17 protein-coding genes and 1 pseudogene are annotated in these 18,684 nt (G+C 73.1%); 9 read left to right on the top strand and 9 right to left on the bottom strand.

Translation table 11 applies throughout. The features are described from left to right. Window positions 1-39: 39 nt before the first annotated feature. Window positions 40-459, top strand: coding sequence for a hypothetical protein (locus tag BJ961_RS30640; RefSeq protein WP_271416022.1), 420 nt, complete (start codon window positions 40-42; stop codon window positions 457-459). Continuing rightward, the gene (locus tag BJ961_RS30635) at window positions 456-2,675 is read left to right on the top strand and encodes a tetratricopeptide repeat protein (RefSeq protein ID WP_271416021.1); all 2,220 of its coding nucleotides are present in this window, start codon (window positions 456-458) and stop codon (window positions 2,673-2,675) included. Before BJ961_RS30640 ends, BJ961_RS30635 begins: the two co-directional genes overlap by 4 nt. A gap of 14 nt (window positions 2,676-2,689) precedes the next feature. Here the strand turns inward: BJ961_RS30635 and BJ961_RS30630 are convergent, their stop codons facing one another. The 4 genes and pseudogenes from BJ961_RS30630 to BJ961_RS30615 form a co-directional block, all read right to left on the bottom strand. After that, entirely contained in the window at window positions 2,690-3,517 is an 828-nt protein-coding gene (locus BJ961_RS30630; protein WP_271416020.1) for an endonuclease I family protein, read from the bottom strand. A gap of 300 nt (window positions 3,518-3,817) precedes the next feature. Beyond that, window positions 3,818-4,354 carry a hypothetical protein gene (locus BJ961_RS30625; protein WP_271416019.1) on the bottom strand — a complete coding sequence of 179 codons (537 nt, stop codon included), beginning with the start codon at window positions 4,352-4,354 and terminating at the stop codon, window positions 3,818-3,820. 164 nt (window positions 4,355-4,518) lie between these two features. Next, the gene (locus tag BJ961_RS30620; protein ID WP_271416018.1) at window positions 4,519-4,743 is read right to left on the bottom strand and encodes a DUF397 domain-containing protein; all 225 of its coding nucleotides are present in this window, start codon (window positions 4,741-4,743) and stop codon (window positions 4,519-4,521) included. Then, window positions 4,736-5,271: pseudogene (locus BJ961_RS30615) on the bottom strand (Scr1 family TA system antitoxin-like transcriptional regulator). The gene BJ961_RS30620 and the pseudogene BJ961_RS30615 overlap by 8 nt, the downstream one beginning before the upstream one ends. Window positions 5,272-5,325: 54 nt before the next feature. Here BJ961_RS30615 and BJ961_RS30610 point away from each other — a divergent pair. Both BJ961_RS30610 and BJ961_RS30605 read left to right on the top strand, forming a co-directional pair. Further along, a complete protein-coding gene (locus BJ961_RS30610) occupies window positions 5,326-5,493 on the top strand; it encodes a hypothetical protein (protein ID WP_271416017.1) in 168 nt (55 codons plus the stop codon). After that, window positions 5,490-5,771: a hypothetical protein gene (locus tag BJ961_RS30605; protein WP_271416016.1), complete on the top strand. Its 282-nt coding sequence runs from the start codon at window positions 5,490-5,492 to the stop codon at window positions 5,769-5,771. Before BJ961_RS30610 ends, BJ961_RS30605 begins: the two co-directional genes overlap by 4 nt. A gap of 10 nt (window positions 5,772-5,781) precedes the next feature. On the opposite strand, the gene BJ961_RS30600 is transcribed toward BJ961_RS30605, so the two are convergent. Beyond that, complete coding sequence (locus tag BJ961_RS30600) at window positions 5,782-6,156, bottom strand: hypothetical protein (RefSeq protein ID WP_271416015.1); 375 nt, start codon at window positions 6,154-6,156, stop codon at window positions 5,782-5,784. 90 nt (window positions 6,157-6,246) lie between these two features. Between BJ961_RS30600 and BJ961_RS30595 the strand changes: the two genes are divergently transcribed. From BJ961_RS30595 to BJ961_RS30580, 4 genes are all read left to right on the top strand, one after another. Further along, a complete protein-coding gene (locus tag BJ961_RS30595) occupies window positions 6,247-7,242 on the top strand; it encodes an esterase-like activity of phytase family protein (protein WP_271416014.1) in 996 nt (331 codons plus the stop codon). A 100-nt stretch (window positions 7,243-7,342) separates the two neighbouring features. Next, window positions 7,343-11,083 (top strand): ABC transporter ATP-binding protein, encoded by a 3,741-nt coding sequence (locus BJ961_RS30590; RefSeq protein ID WP_271416013.1) that lies wholly within the window; start codon window positions 7,343-7,345, stop codon window positions 11,081-11,083. 79 nt (window positions 11,084-11,162) lie between these two features. Beyond that, window positions 11,163-11,555 (top strand): hypothetical protein, encoded by a 393-nt coding sequence (locus BJ961_RS30585; RefSeq protein ID WP_271416012.1) that lies wholly within the window; start codon window positions 11,163-11,165, stop codon window positions 11,553-11,555. A gap of 64 nt (window positions 11,556-11,619) precedes the next feature. Continuing rightward, window positions 11,620-13,044: a S28 family serine protease gene (locus tag BJ961_RS30580; RefSeq protein ID WP_271416011.1), complete on the top strand. Its 1,425-nt coding sequence runs from the start codon at window positions 11,620-11,622 to the stop codon at window positions 13,042-13,044. Window positions 13,045-13,081: 37 nt separating this feature from the next. Here the strand turns inward: BJ961_RS30580 and BJ961_RS30575 are convergent, their stop codons facing one another. Together BJ961_RS30575 and BJ961_RS30570 are read right to left on the bottom strand one after the other, a co-directional pair. Then, a complete protein-coding gene (locus BJ961_RS30575; protein WP_381159307.1) occupies window positions 13,082-13,765 on the bottom strand; it encodes a hypothetical protein in 684 nt (227 codons plus the stop codon). Window positions 13,766-13,901: 136 nt separating this feature from the next. After that, complete coding sequence (locus tag BJ961_RS30570) at window positions 13,902-15,749, bottom strand: glycoside hydrolase family 3 protein (protein ID WP_271416009.1); 1,848 nt, start codon at window positions 15,747-15,749, stop codon at window positions 13,902-13,904. Between the two features lie 217 nt (window positions 15,750-15,966). Between BJ961_RS30570 and BJ961_RS30565 the strand changes: the two genes are divergently transcribed. Next, window positions 15,967-16,614 carry a GNAT family N-acetyltransferase gene (locus tag BJ961_RS30565; RefSeq protein WP_271416008.1) on the top strand — a complete coding sequence of 216 codons (648 nt, stop codon included), beginning with the start codon at window positions 15,967-15,969 and terminating at the stop codon, window positions 16,612-16,614. Here the strand turns inward: BJ961_RS30565 and BJ961_RS30560 are convergent. Together BJ961_RS30560 and BJ961_RS30555 are read right to left on the bottom strand one after the other, a co-directional pair. Next, window positions 16,598-17,398: a sugar phosphate isomerase/epimerase family protein gene (locus BJ961_RS30560; protein WP_271416007.1), complete on the bottom strand. Its 801-nt coding sequence runs from the start codon at window positions 17,396-17,398 to the stop codon at window positions 16,598-16,600. The genes BJ961_RS30565 and BJ961_RS30560 overlap by 17 nt on opposite strands. A 155-nt stretch (window positions 17,399-17,553) precedes the next feature. Further along, a complete protein-coding gene (locus BJ961_RS30555) occupies window positions 17,554-18,600 on the bottom strand; it encodes a LacI family DNA-binding transcriptional regulator (protein ID WP_271416006.1) in 1,047 nt (348 codons plus the stop codon). Between the last annotated feature and the right edge of the window lie 84 nt (window positions 18,601-18,684).

Raw genomic sequence — 18,684 nt, 5'->3', positions numbered from 1 at the left:
GAGCCCTAGGATCGGGAGCCGGCCGTAGGGGGGGGAACCGTGGATCCGGAGATCGCAGCACTCGCGGGGACGGCAGGCACGACCGTCGTCACGCTGATGGTCACGAACGCCTGGGAATCGGCGAGGGACGGTGTGGTCGCCCTGTGGCGCCGCTTCCAGCCCGCCCGGGCCGAGGGCGTCGGCGAGGAACTGGAGGCGGGCCGCGAGGAGCTGCTCCTCGCCCGCCGGGCGGGTGACGCCGACGCCGAGGCCGAGCTGACCGCCGAATGGCAGGGACGCGTACGACGCCTGCTCCTCGCCCGACCGGACGTCGCCGACGAACTGCGCGCACTGCTGGACGGGTTGGCCCCGTCGCTGCCGGAGCAGCCGGACGCGCCCCGCGTCGAGCTGCGGGCCCACGCGTCGGGCAGCGCTCGGATCTACCAGGCCGGGCGCGACCAGCACATCACCGAACGATGAGCACCCCGGCGCCCATGGAGGGCCGCGCCTCGGGCAGCGCCCGGATCTACCAGACCGGTGGCGACCAGTACATCGAGGAACACGTCCACCACTACGCCCCGGGCTCGGCCCCTCTGTTCGGGCCCCCGGGGGCGGGCCCCGCCGAACCCCGGGCCACCGCTCCCGACTCCGTCCGCATGCCCCTGGTCGGCCGCGCGCCCGGCGTCCTGCGCGACCGCACCGACCTCATGCGCAGCCTCCGGGCCGCCGTGGCCGGACCGGGCGGCGACATCCAGGTCCTGCACGGAATGGGCGGCTGCGGCAAGACGGCCGTCGCCCAGTCCCTGTTCAACGAGGCCGTACGGGACCACGGCCGCGTCGGCCTGTGGGTCAACGCCTCCGAACGGGTGTCGCTGCGGGCCGGCATGCTCGCCGTCGCCGGCGACCGCGGTGCCACCGACAGCGAACTCGTCGCCGCGGCCGGCGGCCAGCGCGCCGCGGCCGACCTGGTCTGGCACCATCTGAACCACTCGGCGCAGCCCTGGCTGCTGGTCCTCGACAACGCCGACGACCCCGGCATCCTGGAGGAAGGCGCCTGGCTGCGCCCGAGCCCCGCGGGGACGGTGCTGGTGACCACCCGCCACGCGACCTCCCCGCTGTGGCGCGTCCCGGGGGCGAGCAGCCACCGGCTCGGTGTGCTCCCGCTGGAGGACGCGACCCTGGTGCTGCGGGACCTGGCCCCGGACGCGGGCACGCGGGAGTCCGCGCGGAAGGTCGCCCGGCGCCTGGGCTGCCTCCCCCTGGCTCTGACCCTGGCCGGGGCGCATCTGGCCCACCAACTGCTGGAATCGTGGTCGATGGACGAGTACGACCGCAAGCTGACCGAGGAGTCGACGGCCCTGGTCGACCGGGGGGCGTCGGCGACCGGCGGCGGACAGTCCCGCCACCTCGTGGGCCGTACGTGGCAGCTGTCGCTGGACAGCCTGGCGCAGGGCGGCCTGCCGGAGGCGACGACCCTGCTGCGGCTGCTGTCCTGCTGGGCGGCGGACCCCGTACCGCTGGCGCTGCTGATGCCGGCGGCACAGGGCGGGGCCGGCCTCGAACACCTCGACCCGCCGCTGACCGCCGCCCGCGTCGAACCGGCCCTGCGGGCGCTTCTCGACCACTCGCTGATCGACATGGTCGAGACGGACGGGCACCGCTGCGTGAAGGCCCACGGGGTCCTGCTGGACAGCGTCGCCGCGGGCGTGCCCGACACGGAGCGCGAACTCCTGGCGGACGCGGCGGGCCGACTGCTGCGGGCGGCACTGCCGCAGGAGGGCGCCGCGTCGGCACGGGCCCGTTCCCAGGTGCGGCTCCTGGCCCCGCACGCGACCGGCCTGCTGCACCGGGTCCACCGCCACGGCCCGGTGACGCAGGAGACGGCGCGGATCGCGGTCCGGCTCGCGCGGCTGGTGTACGAGGCGGGGGACTGGACCGCCGCGCTGGCCCTGGCCGCCACCGCCGCGCGGACGGCCGCCGAGCACCTGGGGGACGAGCACCCGGCGACCATCGAGGCCCGCTCCGGCCAGGGCCCCGTCCTGTTCCGCCTCGGCCGGTACGCCGAAGCCGCCGAACTGCTGCGGCCGGTCCACCGGGACGCGCTGCGCACCCTCGGCCCCCATGACGCGCGCACCCTGGACGCCGCCTACGAACTGCAACGGGTGCTGCACCGCCTCGGCGACCTGACGCAAGCCCGTACGCTGCTGGAAACCGTCCTGGACGGCCGCCGCCACGTGCTCGGCGAGGACCACGTCGCCACCCTCAAGACCCGCTGCGAGATGCTGGAACTGCGCCTCGCGCTGGACGAGTTCGACGGCTACACGGCGGCGGCCGAGGAGCTGGCGGGGGACTGCGAACGCCGCCTCGGCCCCGACCACCTGGTGACCGTGTGGGCGCGCGACGCGCTGGCGCGGGGGCTGCTGCGCTCCGGCCGGGGCGCGGAGGCCGAGGAGCTCTTCGGCCGGGTGCTCGCCGGGCAGCGGGCCGGGTACGGGGACGGCCATCCGCTGGTCCTCGGGGTGCTGATCCAGCTCAGCCGGGCCCAGTACGCCCAGGGCAAGCGGGAGCAGGCCGCCGAGAGCGCGCGCGAGGTGGCCGAGGGGCGGGCCGAGGTCCTGGGCGAGGACCACCCCGAGACCGTCGCGGCCCGCGCCTGGTACACCGAGGTCCGCACGGCGCCGCCCGCGACCGGGTGACGCCGTGGGCCCGTCTACCAGATCGACTCCACCCACTCCGGGTGGTCGACGAACGGGTTGCGGTTGTGCTGGTAGTCGTCGTAGATGACCTGGTTGCGGTGCTCCTCGAAGGCGTCCGGCGGGTCCTCGTCGCTCCACGCCTTCAGCACGGAGAGCTTGCCGATGTACGGGTTGCTGCCGTTGCCGACCTGGCCGTTGACCTCCAGGTCGGCGAATCCGTCGCCGCCCTCGTAGCGGACCGCCATGTAGAAGATCATGCGGGCCACGTCGCCCTTGACGGCGTCGCGGGGTTCGAAGGAGTCGGAGTCGGTGAGGCTGCCGCCGCCGTCGTCGACGGCGCTGCCCCCGTTGTCGAAGTCCTTGTTGCCGCGCACGCTGTTGACCCGGACGTCCGACGGACGCAGGTGGTGCAGGTCCGTGCCGGGGCCGGTCGCGGTGCCGAAGTCGCCGTGGGACTTGGCCCATGTGTGCTCGCGGTTCCAGTCGCCGGTGTCGCCGCCGTTGAGTGACTTGCTGCGGGAGACGCCCGAGTAGAGCAGGATCACGTTGCCGCTGTCGGCCGGGTCCTCGTCGGTGGACTTGAGCGCGTCCCAGACCGCCGAGTACGAGAGCTTCGTCTGGTCGCTGATGATCGTGTGCAGCGAGGACTTGAGGCTCGTGCCCGTCTTGCCGATCGCGTCCTTGTAGTACGTCGCGTCGTAGTCCGTGTTCGTCGTGTTCGTCGTGGTCGCCGTCGTCGCCGTTGCCGGGGTCGCCGTCAGTGAGGGGGCGGCGAGGCCGGCGAGTACGGCGGCCGTGGCGAGGGCCGCCGCCTTCCGGCGCCGGGTGCGTATCGCGAGCATGTGGGGTGTCCGATCTACGCGTGTGGAATGGAGTTGTAGGACGAGCGTGACATGGACATGTGGGAGGTGGGGTGTACGGAGAGTGTCGATTGCGTGACGGTGGCCCCCGGCCGTGGGAGGCGGGGGGCCACGGGGGCGGATGTGCCGTGAGTCAGCCCGCGTCCGCGGGATTTGGCCGGTGGACGGCCGTCGTGCCGGCGGAGGGGGCGCAGCCGTCGTCGCTCTCCGTCACGGCGGTGCCGTGCTCCGTCGGCACCGGCTGTGCTCGGTCCGGGCGCGGGCTGTGCATCCCGCGCGGGCTCACTCGTGGGCGGCCCACGGGGCGAGCAGGTCGTGCAGCAGGTGAGTGAAGCCCCCGTCCAGTTGGGCCTCCCAGTCGTGGTCGCCGACGGCCTCGGGGCACAGGGCCGCGGGACGGGCGATCCACAGGATCTTCCACGGCCGGGAGTACAGCACCGGGTTGCCGTGGATCCCGCCGCACGGCGAGAGCGGGTGCAGCAGATCGCCGACGTGCTCCGTCGCGACGCGCACCAGAGGTCCTTCGGTCACGGTGTGCGCCGTGGCCATCGCCGCGCGCGAGCTACGGGCGACGGCCGCCGTGGTCGGGTGGCGCCGGACGAGACGTACGACCTGCGTCAAGTGCTCGGTGATGCCTTGGACCGTGCCGTCGCTCGGGTGGGTGCGGTTCGCGGCGACGAAGGTCTGCGCGAGTTCGACGGTCAGCGCGCGCAGATGCAGTGCGGAGACGGTCTTCCAGTTCGCGTAGAGGAAGTTGCGTGAGGTTCCGCAGGCGCGGGCGATGGCGGCCACGGAGACGTCCAGGCCGTCGGCGCGCATGAGAGTGCGGACTGTGCCGATCACATGGCCGGTGCTGAGGGGGTCGGGGTCGTGCCAGGGGGCGGGGGCATGGACCCTATGGTCGAAAAAGCGTGAGCACTTGGGGGGATTTTGTCATCGGGTCACTCGGATGAGCGGGGGGAGGACAAGGGTGGGGGGAGTGTTCACGGGTTTTGAGGGGGGTGGGGGGTCTTGAGGGCGGTGATGAACGACGTCCACCCGCCCACCGAGAACACCACCACCGCCCCACCCGGCACCTTCGAGTCCCGGACCGGTATCCCCCCGGGATGCCCGTCCACGACCTCCACGCAGCTACCGGCCTCATTGCCGCTGTACGTAGACCTGCGCCAGCCCACGAGGTCGGTCTCGGTCGCGATGTGGTCAGGCATCGTCTTCGTAGTCCTTCGCCGTCGACTTGAGCAGGGCGAGCGATTCACGTAGGGACAGTGCGTCGCTCAACGCGTGATAGTAGGCGCCCTGCAACCGTTCGACGACGGTCGGACTGTCGTGGATCTTGGCGACGTTGATGCCCTCCGAGTACGCCACCGGGGGCTGGTCCTCGAACCACAGCAGGCTCAGCATGCTCTGCATGACCGGGTACGCGCCTTGGTGGCGAGGCATGACATGCACCCGGACCCGACCGTTCTCCACGCCACCGCCTGTTGCTCCAGCAGCCGCGCCGCCTCGAAGTAGTCCGCGACCGCCGCCTCCTCCGGAGGAAGGAAGCTGGTCAGCACTTCCCCCGTGTTCAGCGCCCGGTCCAGTCGCCGCGCGTCCTCCTTCGACGGCACCCGCCGTCCCGCCTCGACGTGCGCGATGTGCGACCGCGTCATGATGGCCATGTCGGCGAGCCGCTGCTGCGTCAGGCCGGCCGCTTCCCGCTGCTGCTTGAGCCAGTCGCCGTAGATGGTGCTCATCCGTTCGACTCCCCTGTGACAGAGGCGCTGTCACCTGCGCACGGAGTCGACGACATGCGTCACCGTATCGCCCGCCTCGCCGGGCCGCCCCTGCTTCCGCTGCTCGAACTCCTGCTGCCCGCCTCGGGGCGACGGCGCCGACGACGCCGTCCGGCGACGAAACCGGCGCACGGCGTCGACCGGGGACCGCGGGTGGTCCACGGCATGGAGACGGCACGGTGAACGACGGCAACCGCCCCGCCCGGTTGCTGCCGTGGACGGGCGAGGAGGGCAAGCCCTGCTACCTCCTGTCCGACGGCGACGGACCGCTGTCCCGGATGGCCGACGTCGTGGAGCGCACCCAACTCGACATGGCCCAGGATCTGCTGGGCCACGCGGCCGACCTGCTCGCCGACGCGCGGGCGACGCCCGAGCAGCTCCGCTTCCTGCTCGGCCGGATGCGGGAGGCGCTGACGGACGTGCACCGCGTCGCGGAGAGCCGGGGCGCGCGCTCGCGCTGAACGCGGAAGGTCAGCCGAGCAGTTCCGGCAGGGCCTCCTTGAGGGTCCCGAGCTGGGCCCGGTACCCGGCGTTGAACTCGGCGAGTTCGCGCTCGCCGAGGTTGTCCTGGAGGGCGCTGTGCCGCAGCGGAACCACGGAGGGCATCGCGCGGAACACCTCGGCCATCGCCTCCGCGTGCCGGCCCTTCTGCACGGCGGTCACCAGGTCCTCGAAGAGGTCGAGCTTCAGGGCCTGGATCCGCCTGCGCGGACTGTCCTTGTCCTTGAACCGGTCCTCCGCCGTCGGCCTGGTGCCGCTGCGGGGGTTCGCGACGAACTTCAGCACCCGCAGCGTCGCGTACAGCCGCCCGGCCAGCTTCTCGCCGCTTTCCTTCTGCTCTGGCATGCAGCATTACTTGCCGCCCCGGCGCCCCCGCATCCCAGCTTTCGTAAAACAGCCAACTTCCGTCCATTTCCCCGCCCTAGGGTGACCGGCATGCGCCCGAGAACCCTCCGTACCGCCCTCGCCTCCCTCACCGCGGGACTCGCGGCGGCCGGCTGCCTGACCGCGGCCGGGCCTGCCGTCGCACACGCGGGCCACCAGGCGAACGCGTGCTCGCCCTCCGTCTCCCTCGCCGGCTTCTCCGACGCCCTCGACAAGACGACGTACGACGGCGCGTACGTCGGCAACCTCTCCGCCCTCGCCCCCGACCGGCGCGGCTCCGTGGCCGCCCTCTCCGACCGCTCGTCCCTCTTCCGGCTGGACGCGCGCACCCTGCAACCGCGCGCCGTGATCACGCTCGCCGACGAGAAGGGCGCCGCGCTCGACTCGGAGGGACTGGTCGCGGATCCGGACGGCACCTACCTCGTCTCCTCCGAGACCGAGCCGTCCATCCGCCGCTACTCCCGCACCGGCGAGCTGCTCGGCCGTCTGCCGGTGCCGGACGACCTGCGGACCGCCCCCGAGGGCCGCGCGCGGGCCAACGGCAGCTTCGAGGGGCTGACGCTCCTGCCGGGCGGCCGGACCCTGGTCGCCTCGATGGAGTACCCGCTCGACGGCGACCCCGCCGATCTGGTCCGCTTCCAGACCTGGCAGCGGACGCGGCACGGCGACTTCCGGCTCGGGGACCGGTACGGCTACCGGACCGACCCCGGTCTCGGCGTCTCCGAGGTCACCGCGACCCCCGACGGGCGCCTTCTCGTCCTGGAGCGCGGCTTCGTCTCCGGTGTCGGCAACACCGTCCGCCTCCACCTGGCCGACCGGCCCGGCCGCGGCACCACGCCGCACAAGCGGCTCCTCGCCGACCTCGCCGACTGCCCCTCCCTCGGCGCCCTCGCCAAGCAGCCCCAGCCCAGCCCGCTGCTCGACAACTTCGAGGGGATGACCGTGACGGGCCGGAGCAAGGGCCGTCTCGACGTCCTGGTCGTGAGCGACGACAACCAGAACGACGTGCAGACCACCCGCTTCCTCAGGCTCCGCGTACGCGCCTGAGACAGCCCCCGATTGTTGCGGCGGGATGAAATCCCCGCTCGCCCGTGTTGGTGCCTTCCGGTAGATCAGGTGAGCAGGACGACCGACCGGAGGGCACGGCGTGGACGCGCAACGGGGATGGGTGCGACGACTGGCGGGGTACGCCTGGCGCAACCCCAAGGACGTCGTCCTCGCCCTGGGGGCCTCGCTGGGCGGCATGGCCGTCATGGCCTTCGTCCCGTTGATCACCAAGGTGATCATCGACGACGTGATCGGCGACAAGACCAGGGACATGGCCGTGTGGGCCGGTCTCCTGATCGCCGCCGCGGTCGTCGTGTACGTCCTCACCTACATCCGCCGCTACTACGGCGGCCGGCTCGCCCTCGACGTCCAGCACGACCTGCGGACCGACATGTACGGGACGATCACCCGGCTCGACGGGCGGCGCCAGGACGAGCTGTCCACGGGGCAGGTCGTCGGGCGGGCGACCAGCGACCTCCAGCTGATCCAGGGCCTGCTGTTCATGCTCCCGATGACCATCGGGAACGTCCTGCTCTTCCTGATCTCCCTGGTGATCATGGCGTGGCTGTCGCTGCCGCTCACCCTGGTCGCGCTGGCCGTCGCGCCCGCCCTGTGGTTCATCGCCCGCCGCAGCCGCACCCGGCTGCACCCCGCCACCTGGTACGCGCAGGCGCAGGCCGCCGCCGTCGCCGGAGTGGTCGACGGCTCGGTGAGCGGCGTACGCGTGGTGAAGGGCTTCGGGCAGGAGGAGCAGGAGACCGGGAAGCTCCGGGAGGTCGGACGCAAGCTGTTCGCCGGGCGGCTGCGCACGATCAGGCTGAACGCCGCCTACACCCCGGCCCTCCAGGCGGTGCCCGCGCTCGGGCAGGTCGCCATGCTCGCCCTCGGCGGCTGGCTGGCCGTACGCGGGCACATCACCCTCGGCACCTTCGTCGCCTTCTCCACCTACCTCGCCCAGCTGGTCGGCCCGGTCCGGATGCTCGCCATGGTGCTCACCGTCGGCCAGCAGGCCCGGGCCGGCACCGAACGCGTCCTGGAGCTGATCGACACCGAGCCGGCCATCGAGGACGGCACCAGGACGCTGCCCGCCGACGCGCCCGCGACCGTCGAGTTCGACGACGTCGCCTTCGGCTACGACACGGGCGACGGGGAGCCGCGGCCCGTCCTGGACGGGCTCTCCTTCGAGATCCGCGCCGGTGAGACCCTCGCCGTCGTCGGTTCCTCCGGTTCCGGCAAGTCCACCGTCTCGCTGCTCCTGCCGCGCTTCTACGACGTGACGCGCGGCGCCGTCCTCGTCGGCGGGCACGACGTGCGCGAGCTGACCCTCGACTCGCTGCGGGCCGCCGTCGGACTGGTGCCCGAGGACTCCTTCCTCTTCTCCGACACCGTGCGCGCCAACATCGCGTACGGCCGCCCGGACGCCACCGACGAGGAGATCGAGGCCGCCGCGCGGGCCGCGCAGGCCCACGGGTTCATCACGGAGCTGCCCGACGGGTACGGCACGACCGTCGGCGAGCACGGGCTGACCCTCTCCGGCGGCCAGCGCCAGCGCGTCGCGCTCGCCCGGGCGATCCTCACCGACCCCAGGCTGCTGGTCCTGGACGACGCCACGTCCGCCGTGGACGCCCGCGTGGAGCACGAGATCCACGAGGCGCTCAGGGAGGTCATGCGAGGCCGCACCACGCTCCTCATCGCCCACCGCCGCTCCACCCTCGGCCTCGCCGACCGCATCGCCGTCCTCGACCGGGGCCGCCTCGCCGACCTCGGTACGCACGAGGAGCTCCAGAAGCGCTCCGCCCTCTACCGGCGCCTGCTGACCGACCCCGACGAGCTGGGCGGCGTCTCGCCCGGCCACACCCGCCCCGCCGAGAAGGCGCAGGACACCTCCGACACCTCCGTCCGCGACGAGGTGGACGCCGAGTTCGACGCCGAGCGCGGGGTCACGCCCCGGCTGTGGACCGGCGACCGCGCGCCCAAGGACGCCGCGCTCGCCGGCACCCCGGCCACCCCGGAGCTGCTCGCCCAGGTCGACGCGCTGCCCCCGGCGAACGGCACTCCGGACATCGACGAGGAGCAGGCGGTGCGGCCCGAGGCGTCGTACGGTCTGCGCCGCCTGCTGCGCGGTTTCCGCGCGCCGCTGCTGATCAGCCTCGCCCTGGTGGCCGTGGACGCGGGCATGGGCCTGCTGCTGCCGGTGCTGATCCGGCACGGCATCGACGACGGCGTCACCCGGGCCGCCCTCGGCGCGGTCTGGGCGTCCGCGCTGCTCGGCCTGGTCGCCGTACTCGCCCAGTGGACGGCGCAGACCGGCGAGATCCGCATGACCGGCCGGACCGGGGAGCGGATCCTGTACTCGCTCCGGCTGAAGATCTTCGCCCAGCTCCAGCGGCTCGGCCTCGACTACTACGAGCGCGAGCTGACCGGCCGGATCATGACCCGGATGACGACGGACGTGGACGCGCTGTCGACGTTCCTGCAGACCGGACTCGTCACCGCGTTCGTCTCGGTCGTCACCTTCTTCGGCATCATGGTCGCCCTGCTGGTGATCGACGTGCAGCTCGCGCTGATCGTCTTCGCGACGCTGCCGCCGCTGATCATCGCCACGTACTTCTTCCGCAAGGCCAGCGTCAAGGCGTACGAACTGGCCCGCGAGCGGGTGTCCACGGTCAACGCCGACCTCCAGGAGTCGGTGGCGGGCCTCAGGATCGTGCAGGCCTTCCGGCGCGAGCGGGACGGCGGGCGGCGCTTCGCCGAGCGCAGCGACAGCTACCGGCAGGCCCGCATCCGCGGACAGTGGCTGATCTCGGTCTACTTCCCGTTCGTGCAGCTGCTGTCGTCGGCCGCCGCCGTGGCGGTGCTGGTCGTGGGCGGCGCGCGGATCGACGACGCGACGCTGACGACCGGCGCGCTGGTGGCGTACCTGCTCTACATCGACCTGTTCTTCGCACCGGTCCAGCAGCTCTCCCAGGTCTTCGACGGCTACCAGCAGGCGTCCGTGTCGCTGGGCCGCATCCAGGAACTGCTGCGCGAGCCGACCTCGACCAAGGCCCCCGAGAAGCCGCGCGACGTGGCGTCCCTGCGCGGCGAGATCGCGTTCGAGGACGTGCACTTCAAGTACGGGGACGATGAGGAAGCCCTCACCGGCATCGACCTGCGCGTCCCGGCCGGGCAGACCGTCGCGTTCGTCGGCGAGACCGGCGCGGGCAAGTCGACCCTGGTGAAGCTGGTGGCCCGGTTCTACGACCCGACCGGCGGCCGGGTCACCGTCGACGGGCAGGACCTGCGCGCCCTCGACCTCACCTCCTACCGGCACCGGCTGGGCGTCGTCCCGCAGGAGGCGTACCTCTTCCCCGGCACCGTCCGCGACGCCATCGCCTACGGCCGTCCGGACGCCACCGACGCCCAGGTGGAGGCGGCGGCACGGGCGGTCGGCGCGCACGAGATGATCGCCACGCTCACCGGCGGCTACCTCCACGAGGTCGCCGAGCGGGGCCGCAACCTCTCCGCCGGGCAGCGGCAGCTGATCGCGCTGGCCCGCGCCGAACTGGTCGACCCCGACGTCCTGCTCCTCGACGAGGCCACGGCGGCCCTGGACCTGGCCACCGAGGCCCAGGTCAACCAGGCCACCGACCGCATAGCCGGACGCCGTACGACGCTCGTCGTCGCCCACCGGCTGACCACGGCCGCCCGCGCGGACCGGGTCGTCGTCATGGACGGCGGGCGGGTCGCCGAGGACGGCACGCACGACGAACTGCTGGCCCTCGACGGGCGGTACGCGCGGCTGTGGCGGACCTTCGTCGGCGCGGCCGAACCGGAGGAGCCGGTCGGCGCACTGCACTGACGCGCTCGCGCAACCGTGCGACACCTGTCGTGCGTCCGTACACCTGTACGTCAGTGATCGTCCGACGGAGGGGACCGCAGTGGGCCTGGCCGGTGCCGCAACTCGCCGTCGGCTGGCGCTCGGCACGGCCGTGCTGAGCGCCGCCGCGCTGCTCGCCGTCGCGCCGCCGCAGGAGGCGCGGGCCGCCACGGGGTGCCCCGGCAGCAAGGTCCGCACCCTCCACTTCGCCACCGGTTCCGTCCTCGTCCACCGGCGCGGCGGCTCCGTCTGCGCCGTCACCGTCCCCAAGAAGCCGGGCACCAAGCGGCAGATGTCCGTCAGCGTGCAGGCCCGGGGCGGCCGGGCGGTCGTGGACTCGGGCCGGTTCGCCTACCGGGCCGGACCGGTGACCGTGCACGCCGGGAAACGCTGCGTGCGGGTGACCGGCAAGGTGTCCGGGAGTTCCGTCGGCTCCGGGTGGATCCTCTGCTGACCCTGGTGTTCCCGGGACTTGCTCCGATAGCTTCCGGCGGACATCCGTTTCACTGGGAGGGTGCATGCGCAAGGCGCTCAGATGGCTGCTGGCGCTCGTGGTGCTCATCGGCACCGTCAGCACGGCGGGCGCGGCCACCGCCGCCGAGCCGAAGGCCGTCGACATCAAGGACCGGCTGCTGTCCATACCGGGCATGAGCCTGATCGAGGAGAAGCCGTACACCGGCTACCGCTTCTTCGTCCTCAACTACACCCAGCCGGTGGACCACCGGCACCCGTCCAAGGGCACGTTCCAGCAGCGGATCACCGTGCTGCACAAGGACGTGAACCGGCCGACGGTGTTCTACACCGGCGGCTACAACGTCTCCACGAACCCCAGCCGGCGCGAGCCGACCCAGATCGTGGACGGCAACCAGATCTCCATGGAGTACCGCTACTTCACGCCGTCCCGGCCCGCTCCGGCCGACTGGTCCAAGCTGGACATCTGGCAGGCCGCCAGCGACCAGCACCGCATCTTCAAGGCGCTGAAGCCGCTCTACGAGAAGAACTGGATCTCCACCGGCGGCTCCAAGGGCGGCATGACCGCCACCTACTACGAGCGCTTCTACCCGCGGGACATGGACGGCGTCGTCGCCTACGTCGCCCCCAACGACGTGGTGAACAAGGAGGACTCGGCCTACGACCGCTTCTTCGCCCGCGTCGGCACCGAGGAGTGCCGCGACAAGCTGAACGGCGTGCAGCGCGAGGCGCTGGTGCGCCGGGCGCCGCTGGAGAAGAAGTACGCGGCGTACGCGGCCGAGAACGGCTACACCTTCGACACCATCGGCAACCTCGACCGCGCCTACGAGGCCGTCGTCCTCGACTACGTCTGGGGCTTCTGGCAGTACAGCACCCTCGCCGACTGCGCGGACATCCCCGCCGACGCGAAGAACGCCACCGACGAGGCGATCTGGGACTCCGTCGACACGATCTCCGGCTTCTCCGCCTACACCGACCAGGGCCTGGAGACCTACACGCCGTACTACTACCAGGCGGGCACCCAGATGGGCGCCCCCACCATCCACTTCCCGCACATCGAGAAGAAGTACATCCGCTACGGCTACCAGCCGCCGCGCAACTTCGTGCCCCGCTCGATCCCGATGAAGTTCGAGCCGTGGGCGATGCGGGACGTCGACACGTGGGTGAAGCACCACGCCCGTCAGATGCTGTTCGTCTACGGCGAGAACGACCCGTGGGGCGCCGAGCGCTTCCGCCTCGGTCACGGCGCACGCGACTCCTACGTCATGACCGCGCCCGGCATGAACCACGGCGCGAACGTGGCCGGTCTGGTGCCCGACCAGAAGGCCTACGCCACCGCCCGCATCCTGGACTGGGCGGGCGTCGCCTCCGCCAAGGTCCAGGAGAACCCGTCGGCGGCCAGGCCGCTGGCGACGTTCGACGCCCGGCTGGACAAGCGGGACGTCGAACGCGAGCCGGCGCTGCGCCCGTAGGGGATCCCCGTCCGGCACGGTGACTGTGCCCGGTCGCTCACAGCGGCCGGGCGCAGCCCACCGGGAGTTCACCGCCGAGCCGGACGTACAGGCCGGTCGAGGCGGGGCAGTCCGCCCGGACGGCGACCGCCTCGACCACCTCGAACTGCGGGGTGCGCTCGCCCCCGCCGTCGCAGGCGGTCTCGCGCACCCGGCCGCCGCCGACGTCGTGGACGCAGTCGCCGACGATGGTGCGTGGTCCGCCCCCGCCGCCCGGGTCGCCGGGATGCGGCGGCCGGAGCTTACGCATACAGGCGTACCCCCGGGGCACGGTCCCGTCGCCGTCCTCGTCCGCGGAGGGCCGCCGCTCGCTGATGTGCAGGACGAAGTCGGTGGTGGCGGGGCACGGAGGTCCGCTGCTCGCCCGGCCGTCCTCCCGGGCCACCACACGGGCCGCCGCCCGCTGGCCGCCGCAGGGCACCTCGGTGAAGCCGACCGTGCCGAACGAACTGCACTCGTCGACCGCCAGGAACACCGCCCCGTACCCGGTCGCCCGGTCCCCGGCCGCCGAGCCCGCCGCGGATTTCGCCGCCGGGCCCCGGCCCCCCGGCCCCCGGCAGCCGGTCATCAGCACGCCGCACAGCAGCCCGCACAGCACGGCGCCCAGGAGGGCGTACAGCAGGGCCTGCGACGTTGGCGCCGCAGGCATCCGCCGCACCCCCGCAGCCCGTCGCTCACGCATCGCAGCCCCCCGGATTCCCCGGTCCAGCGTGACCCGCCGGGGCGGGCGCACGCCAGACGCGCGTGGGGCTTCGGGCCCGGGCGCCGGGGCGCCCCCGGCGCGTGTCGCGGGCCGCGCTACGACCGGCCGAGACGGGCTACGACCGGTACGACAGCCCGTGCCCGAGCGGCAGGAGCACCGTGTCCGGGTCGTCCGCGCGCACCACCGACACCGGCAGCTTCCCGCGCGGCCGCACCCGCCCGGCGATCACCCGGGCCGCCGCCCGTACCTCCACGTCGGTCCAGGAGTAGGCGGCGAGGAAGGCGGGGACGCCGGGGAGTTGGGCGACGTCGTACGGGTTGCGGACGGCGACCGCGACGACCGGCTTCCCGGTCTCCAGCAGCCGCGTGACCAGGGTGCGCTGGCTGCTGCCCGCGCTCACGTTGTACGTGGCGACGACCACAGCGTCGGCGTCCCGGGCCGCCGCGACGGCGCTGTCGACGACGGCGGCGGAGGGCGCGGTGCCGGTGGACAGGGCGGTGGCCGTGAAGCCCAGTTCCGTCAGCGCGCCCGCGAGCACACCGGTGGGCGGCCCGGTCGTGCCCGACGGCGAGGCCGGGTCGGCGCCCACCACCAGCAGCCTGCGGTGCTCGCGGCGCGACAGCGGCAGCAGCCGCCCCTCGTTGACGAGCAGCGTGGTGCTCCGCTCGGCGATCCGGTCGGCCGCGGCCAGGTGCGCCCGGGTGCCGACGGTCCGGTCGACGTCCCGGCGGCTGGTGTACGCGTCCCGGAACAGCCCCAGCTTCGCCTTCAGCCGCAGCACGCGCAGGATCGATTCGTCGAGCCGCGCCTCGGTGAGTTCGCCGTCCTGCACGGCCGTCAGGACGGCGTTCCAGGCGAGCGGCAGGTCCGGCGGGTTGAGCAGCTGGTCGACGCCCGCCTTCAGCGCCAGCACCGGCACCCGCGCGTCGCCGTACTTCGTCCGTACGCCCTGCATGCCGAGGGAGTCAGTGACCACGACCCCGTCGAAGCCCAGCTCCTCGCGCAGGATGCCGGTGAGGATGGGGCGGGAGAGGGTGGCCGGGTCGCCGGAGTCGTCGAGCGCCGGGACCATCAGGTGGGCGGTCATGATGGCGTCGATACCGGCCGCGATCGCCGCGCGGAAGGGCGGCGCGTCCAGCTCCTCCCACTGCTCGCGGCTGTGCGTGATGACCGGGAAGCCGGTGTGGCTGTCGGTGGCGGTGTCGCCGTGCCCGGGGAAGTGCTTGGCGCACGCGGCGACGCCGGACCGCTGGTACCCCGTCACCTCGGCGGCCACCAGCCCCGCCACCGCGTCCGGGTCGGCCCCGAAGGACCGTACGCCGATCACGGGGTTGGCCGGGTTGACGTTGACGTCGGCGACGGGGGAGTAGTCCTGGCGGATGCCCAGCGCGTTCAGCTCGGCGCCCGCGATCCGGCCCAGGGTGCGGGCGTCGGACCGCGAACCGCCCGCCCCGACGGCCATCGCGCCCGGGAAGAGGGTGGCGGGCTCGCCCACGCGGGCCACTATGCCGTGCTCCTGGTCGGTGGAGATGAGCACGGGCAGACCGCGAGGCTGCTCCAGGGACGCCTTCTGGATGCCGTTGGACAGGTCGGCGATCTGGTGGGGGTCGCGGGTGTTGTGCGCCCAGGCGAAGTAGATGATGCCGCCGACCCGGTACTCGGAGACCAGCTCGGCCGCCGTGCGGACGCCGATCTCCTTCAGGTTGGCGTCGATGTCGGCCTGGTCGGGGTCGGTGGCGGAGTGTCCGTAGACCCGCATCACGAAGAGCTGCCCGACCTTCTCCTCCAGCGTCATGCGGGAGATGAGGGCGCGGAGCTTGGCGTCGTCGGGCTTGCGGGCGTCGGCGTACGCCGTGCCGCCCCCGGCCGCGAGGGCCGCGGTGACGACGGCGGTGGCGGTGAGGACGGTGCGTCTGGAGGGCTGTGCGGTGCTTCCCGTGCCGGCCGTGCTGCTGTGGTGCACGTGCGCTCCTTCCGGAGAGCTGGTGAAGGAAACTGCCAAGGAGTCACCAATATCCGGGAAGTTTCTGCCAGTCAAGGGACCGCACGCGAGTCGTCCGAAGCGGTGAACGGGGTCCGGTGGGGCTGACGCGGGCGCGCGGGAGGGCTGCGCCGCCGACGGGCGCGGCCCGCCCGGAATTCGCTGGACGGCCTCCCGCCCCGGCTGAAGAATCCGTCGGGTGACATTCACACTGAAGGGCCCGGTCCTCGAAGGCACGCTGGTACGACTGGAGCCGCTGGACCACCGGCACGCGGCCGACCTGGCGGTGGCGGCGGAGGAGGACCGCGGCACCTACGGCTTCACGACGGTGCCGAGGACCGACGAGGTCGGCGCCTACATCGACGCCCAGCTGGCCAGGGCGGCCACCGGACGGCTCGCGCCCTACGCGCAGGTCTCCCGTGCCACCGGCCGGGCGGTCGGCACCACCGCCTACTGGGAACCCCGCTCCTGGCTCACCGACGACGCGCTCGACGCCGTCGAGGTCGGCTTCACCTGGCTGGCCCGTTCCACCCAGGGCACGGGCGTGAACGCCGAGGCCAAGCTGCTCCTGTTCCGGCACGCCTTCGAGGGGTGGGGCGTCTCCCGCGTCGACCTCAAGACCGACGCCCGCAACCGGCGTTCCCGCGCCGCGATCGAGCGGACCGGCGCCCGCTTCGAGGGCGTCCTGCGCAACTGGTCCCGCTCCTGGGCGCCGGGCGAGGAAGGACGGCTGCGGGACTCCGCGATCTACTCGATTACGGCGGCGGAGTGGCCGGGGTGCCGGGAGCGGCTGGAGGAGAGGGTCCGGTCGGCGGTGGAGCCTTCCGCGCTCACGCCGCGTCCGTGAGCAGCCGGGCGAGGTGTTCGCGGCCCCGCTCCAGCAGTTCGGGCAGCGGGGCGGCCGACTCGTACCACCGCTTCTCGTACTCCCAGCACAGCCAGCCGTCCCAGCCGTGCCGAGACAGCACGTCCACCACCTCGGTGAGCGGGAGCACCCCGGCGCCCAGCGCCAGCGGGGTGGTGTCCTCGGCGGAGGCGATGTCCTTGACCTGCACGTAGCCCAGGTGCGGGGAGAGCGCCGCGTAGGTGTCCGAGGGCTGCTCCCCGCCCAGCCAGGTGTGCATCACGTCCCACAGGGCGCCCGCCTGCCGGTGCCCGACCAGCCCGAGGACGCGCATCGCGTCGGCGCCGGTGCGGTGCGAGTCGTGGGTCTCCAGCAGGATGCGTACGCCGACCTCGGCGGCGTACTCGGCGGCCGTGCCCAGCCGCCGCGCGGCCACCGCGTCGGCCTCCTGCGGGCTCTGCTCGGTGCCGCCGCCGGGGAAGACCCGGATGGAGGGGGCGCCCAGGTCGCGGGCGAGGTCGAGCAGGTCGCGCATCTCTGCGATCACGGCGTCGTCGTCACCGGGCGCGGCGACGCGCGCGTACCCCGCCACCCCCAGCGGTTCGATCCCCGCCGCCCTGAACTCCTCGGCCACCGCGGCCCGTTCCCCGGCGGACAGGCCCGGGTGGACCGGTTCCTCCGGGTGGGCGCGCAACTCGACCCCGTGATAACCGTGCGAGGTCGCGAGCCCCAGCACGTCGTTCAGGGGCAGTCCGGGAACACCGAGAGTGGAGAACGCCAGCTTCATGCCCACGGAGCGTACCCGCGATCACACCCTTTACCTCGCGACGCAGGCCGCGAATTCAGCCCGTCCGGCGTTTGAGGACGAGGCCGTCCAGGCCGAAAGGGGGGTCTGGGGGCGCAGCCCCCAGGGCGGCCCAACCGCGTCACCAACGGTCCGTTTCAACCCCGCGGCCGTCCGGAGGACCCCCGTACCATCAACTCCCCCCGCACCGTCGCCACCCCGCCCACCGGCGCGTCCTCCCGCCCCATCGCGACCCGCCCGGCCCGTGCCCCCGCCTCCGCCAGCGGCAGCCGGACCGTCGTCAGCGCGGGCACCGCGTCGATGCTGAACGGCAGGTCGTCGAAGCCCGCCACGGACACGTCGTCCGGGATCCGCAGCCCCGAGTCCCGCAGCGCCGCGCACGCGCCCAGCGCGACGGTGTCGTTCGCGGCGACGACCGCGGTCAGCGTCGGGTCCCTGCGCAGCAGCTCCAGCGTCGCCTCGTACCCGGCCTGCCGGTCGTAGCGGCCGTGGACCGTCCAGCGCGGGTCCTCCTCGATGCCGTGCGCGGCGAGCGCGGTGCGGTGCCCCTCCAGCCGGTGCCGCGTCGTGGTGCGTTCCTCCGGGCCCGCGATGTAGCCCAGCCGTCGGTGCCCGAGCCCGATGAGGTGCTCGGTCAACAGCCGCCCGCCGCCCCGGTTGTCGAAGGTGAGCGCGATCGCCCCGGTGTCCGGCGCAGGCGGCCGCCCGCACAGCACCACGCGCGTCCCGGCCTCCGTGAGCTTGCGCAGCTTCGCCGCCACGGCCGCCTGATGCGGACCGTCCTCCATCGCGCCGCCGGTCAGCACGACCGCCGCCGCCCGCTGCCGCTGGAGCAGCGTGAGGTAGGTCAGCTCCCGTTCCGGGGCGCCCCCGGTGTTGCAGACCACGGCGAGTCTCTCGCCGCCCGCTCTGCCGCCGGGCCCGCCGATCTCGGACTGGACGGCGCCGGCCATGACGCCGAAGAAGGGGTCGGCGATGTCGTTGACGAGGATGCCCACCAGGTCGGAGGTGGCCGCGGCCAGCGCGCTCGCGGGACCGTTGAGCACGTAGTCCAGCTCGTCGACGGCCTTGAGCACCCGCTCCCGGGTGGAGGCGGCCACGGGGTAGTTCCCGTTCAGCACGCGCGACACCGTCGCGGGGGAGACCTGGGCGCGGGCCGCCACGTCCGCCAGTGTCACCGTCATGTCCTCGTCCTCCGCATCGCGCGTGTGAGCCGAACGCCGTACCGGCTGACCTTACGGCCCCCGCCCGCCGTCGTTCGCCCCCTC

The sequence above is a fragment of the Streptomyces lienomycini genome (assembly GCF_027947595.1).
Lineage (GTDB): Bacteria > Actinomycetota > Actinomycetes > Streptomycetales > Streptomycetaceae > Streptomyces > Streptomyces lienomycini.
This window is presented reverse-complemented; position numbering and strand designations above follow the sequence as displayed.

What these genes read in the sequence shown, in the direction of transcription:
- BJ961_RS30600 (WP_271416015.1), bottom strand. Translation starts at nt 6,156, where the DNA reads ATGCCAGAGCAGAAGGAAAGCGGCGAGAAGCTGGCCGGGCGGCTGTAC.
- BJ961_RS30575 (WP_381159307.1), bottom strand. Translation starts at nt 13,765, where the DNA reads ATGCGTGAGCGACGGGCTGCGGGGGTGCGGCGGATGCCTGCGGCGCCA.
- BJ961_RS30620 (WP_271416018.1), bottom strand. Translation starts at nt 4,743, where the DNA reads ATGCCTGACCACATCGCGACCGAGACCGACCTCGTGGGCTGGCGCAGG.
- BJ961_RS30610 (WP_271416017.1), top strand. Translation starts at nt 5,326, where the DNA reads ATGCGTCACCGTATCGCCCGCCTCGCCGGGCCGCCCCTGCTTCCGCTG.
- BJ961_RS30630 (WP_271416020.1), bottom strand. Translation starts at nt 3,517, where the DNA reads ATGCTCGCGATACGCACCCGGCGCCGGAAGGCGGCGGCCCTCGCCACG.
- BJ961_RS30580 (WP_271416011.1), top strand. Translation starts at nt 11,620, where the DNA reads ATGCGCAAGGCGCTCAGATGGCTGCTGGCGCTCGTGGTGCTCATCGGC.
- BJ961_RS30635 (WP_271416021.1), top strand. Translation starts at nt 456, where the DNA reads ATGAGCACCCCGGCGCCCATGGAGGGCCGCGCCTCGGGCAGCGCCCGG.
- BJ961_RS30595 (WP_271416014.1), top strand. Translation starts at nt 6,247, where the DNA reads ATGCGCCCGAGAACCCTCCGTACCGCCCTCGCCTCCCTCACCGCGGGA.
- BJ961_RS30555 (WP_271416006.1), bottom strand. Translation starts at nt 18,600, where the DNA reads ATGACGGTGACACTGGCGGACGTGGCGGCCCGCGCCCAGGTCTCCCCC.
- BJ961_RS30560 (WP_271416007.1), bottom strand. Translation starts at nt 17,398, where the DNA reads ATGAAGCTGGCGTTCTCCACTCTCGGTGTTCCCGGACTGCCCCTGAAC.
- BJ961_RS30625 (WP_271416019.1), bottom strand. Translation starts at nt 4,354, where the DNA reads ATGCGCGCCGACGGCCTGGACGTCTCCGTGGCCGCCATCGCCCGCGCC.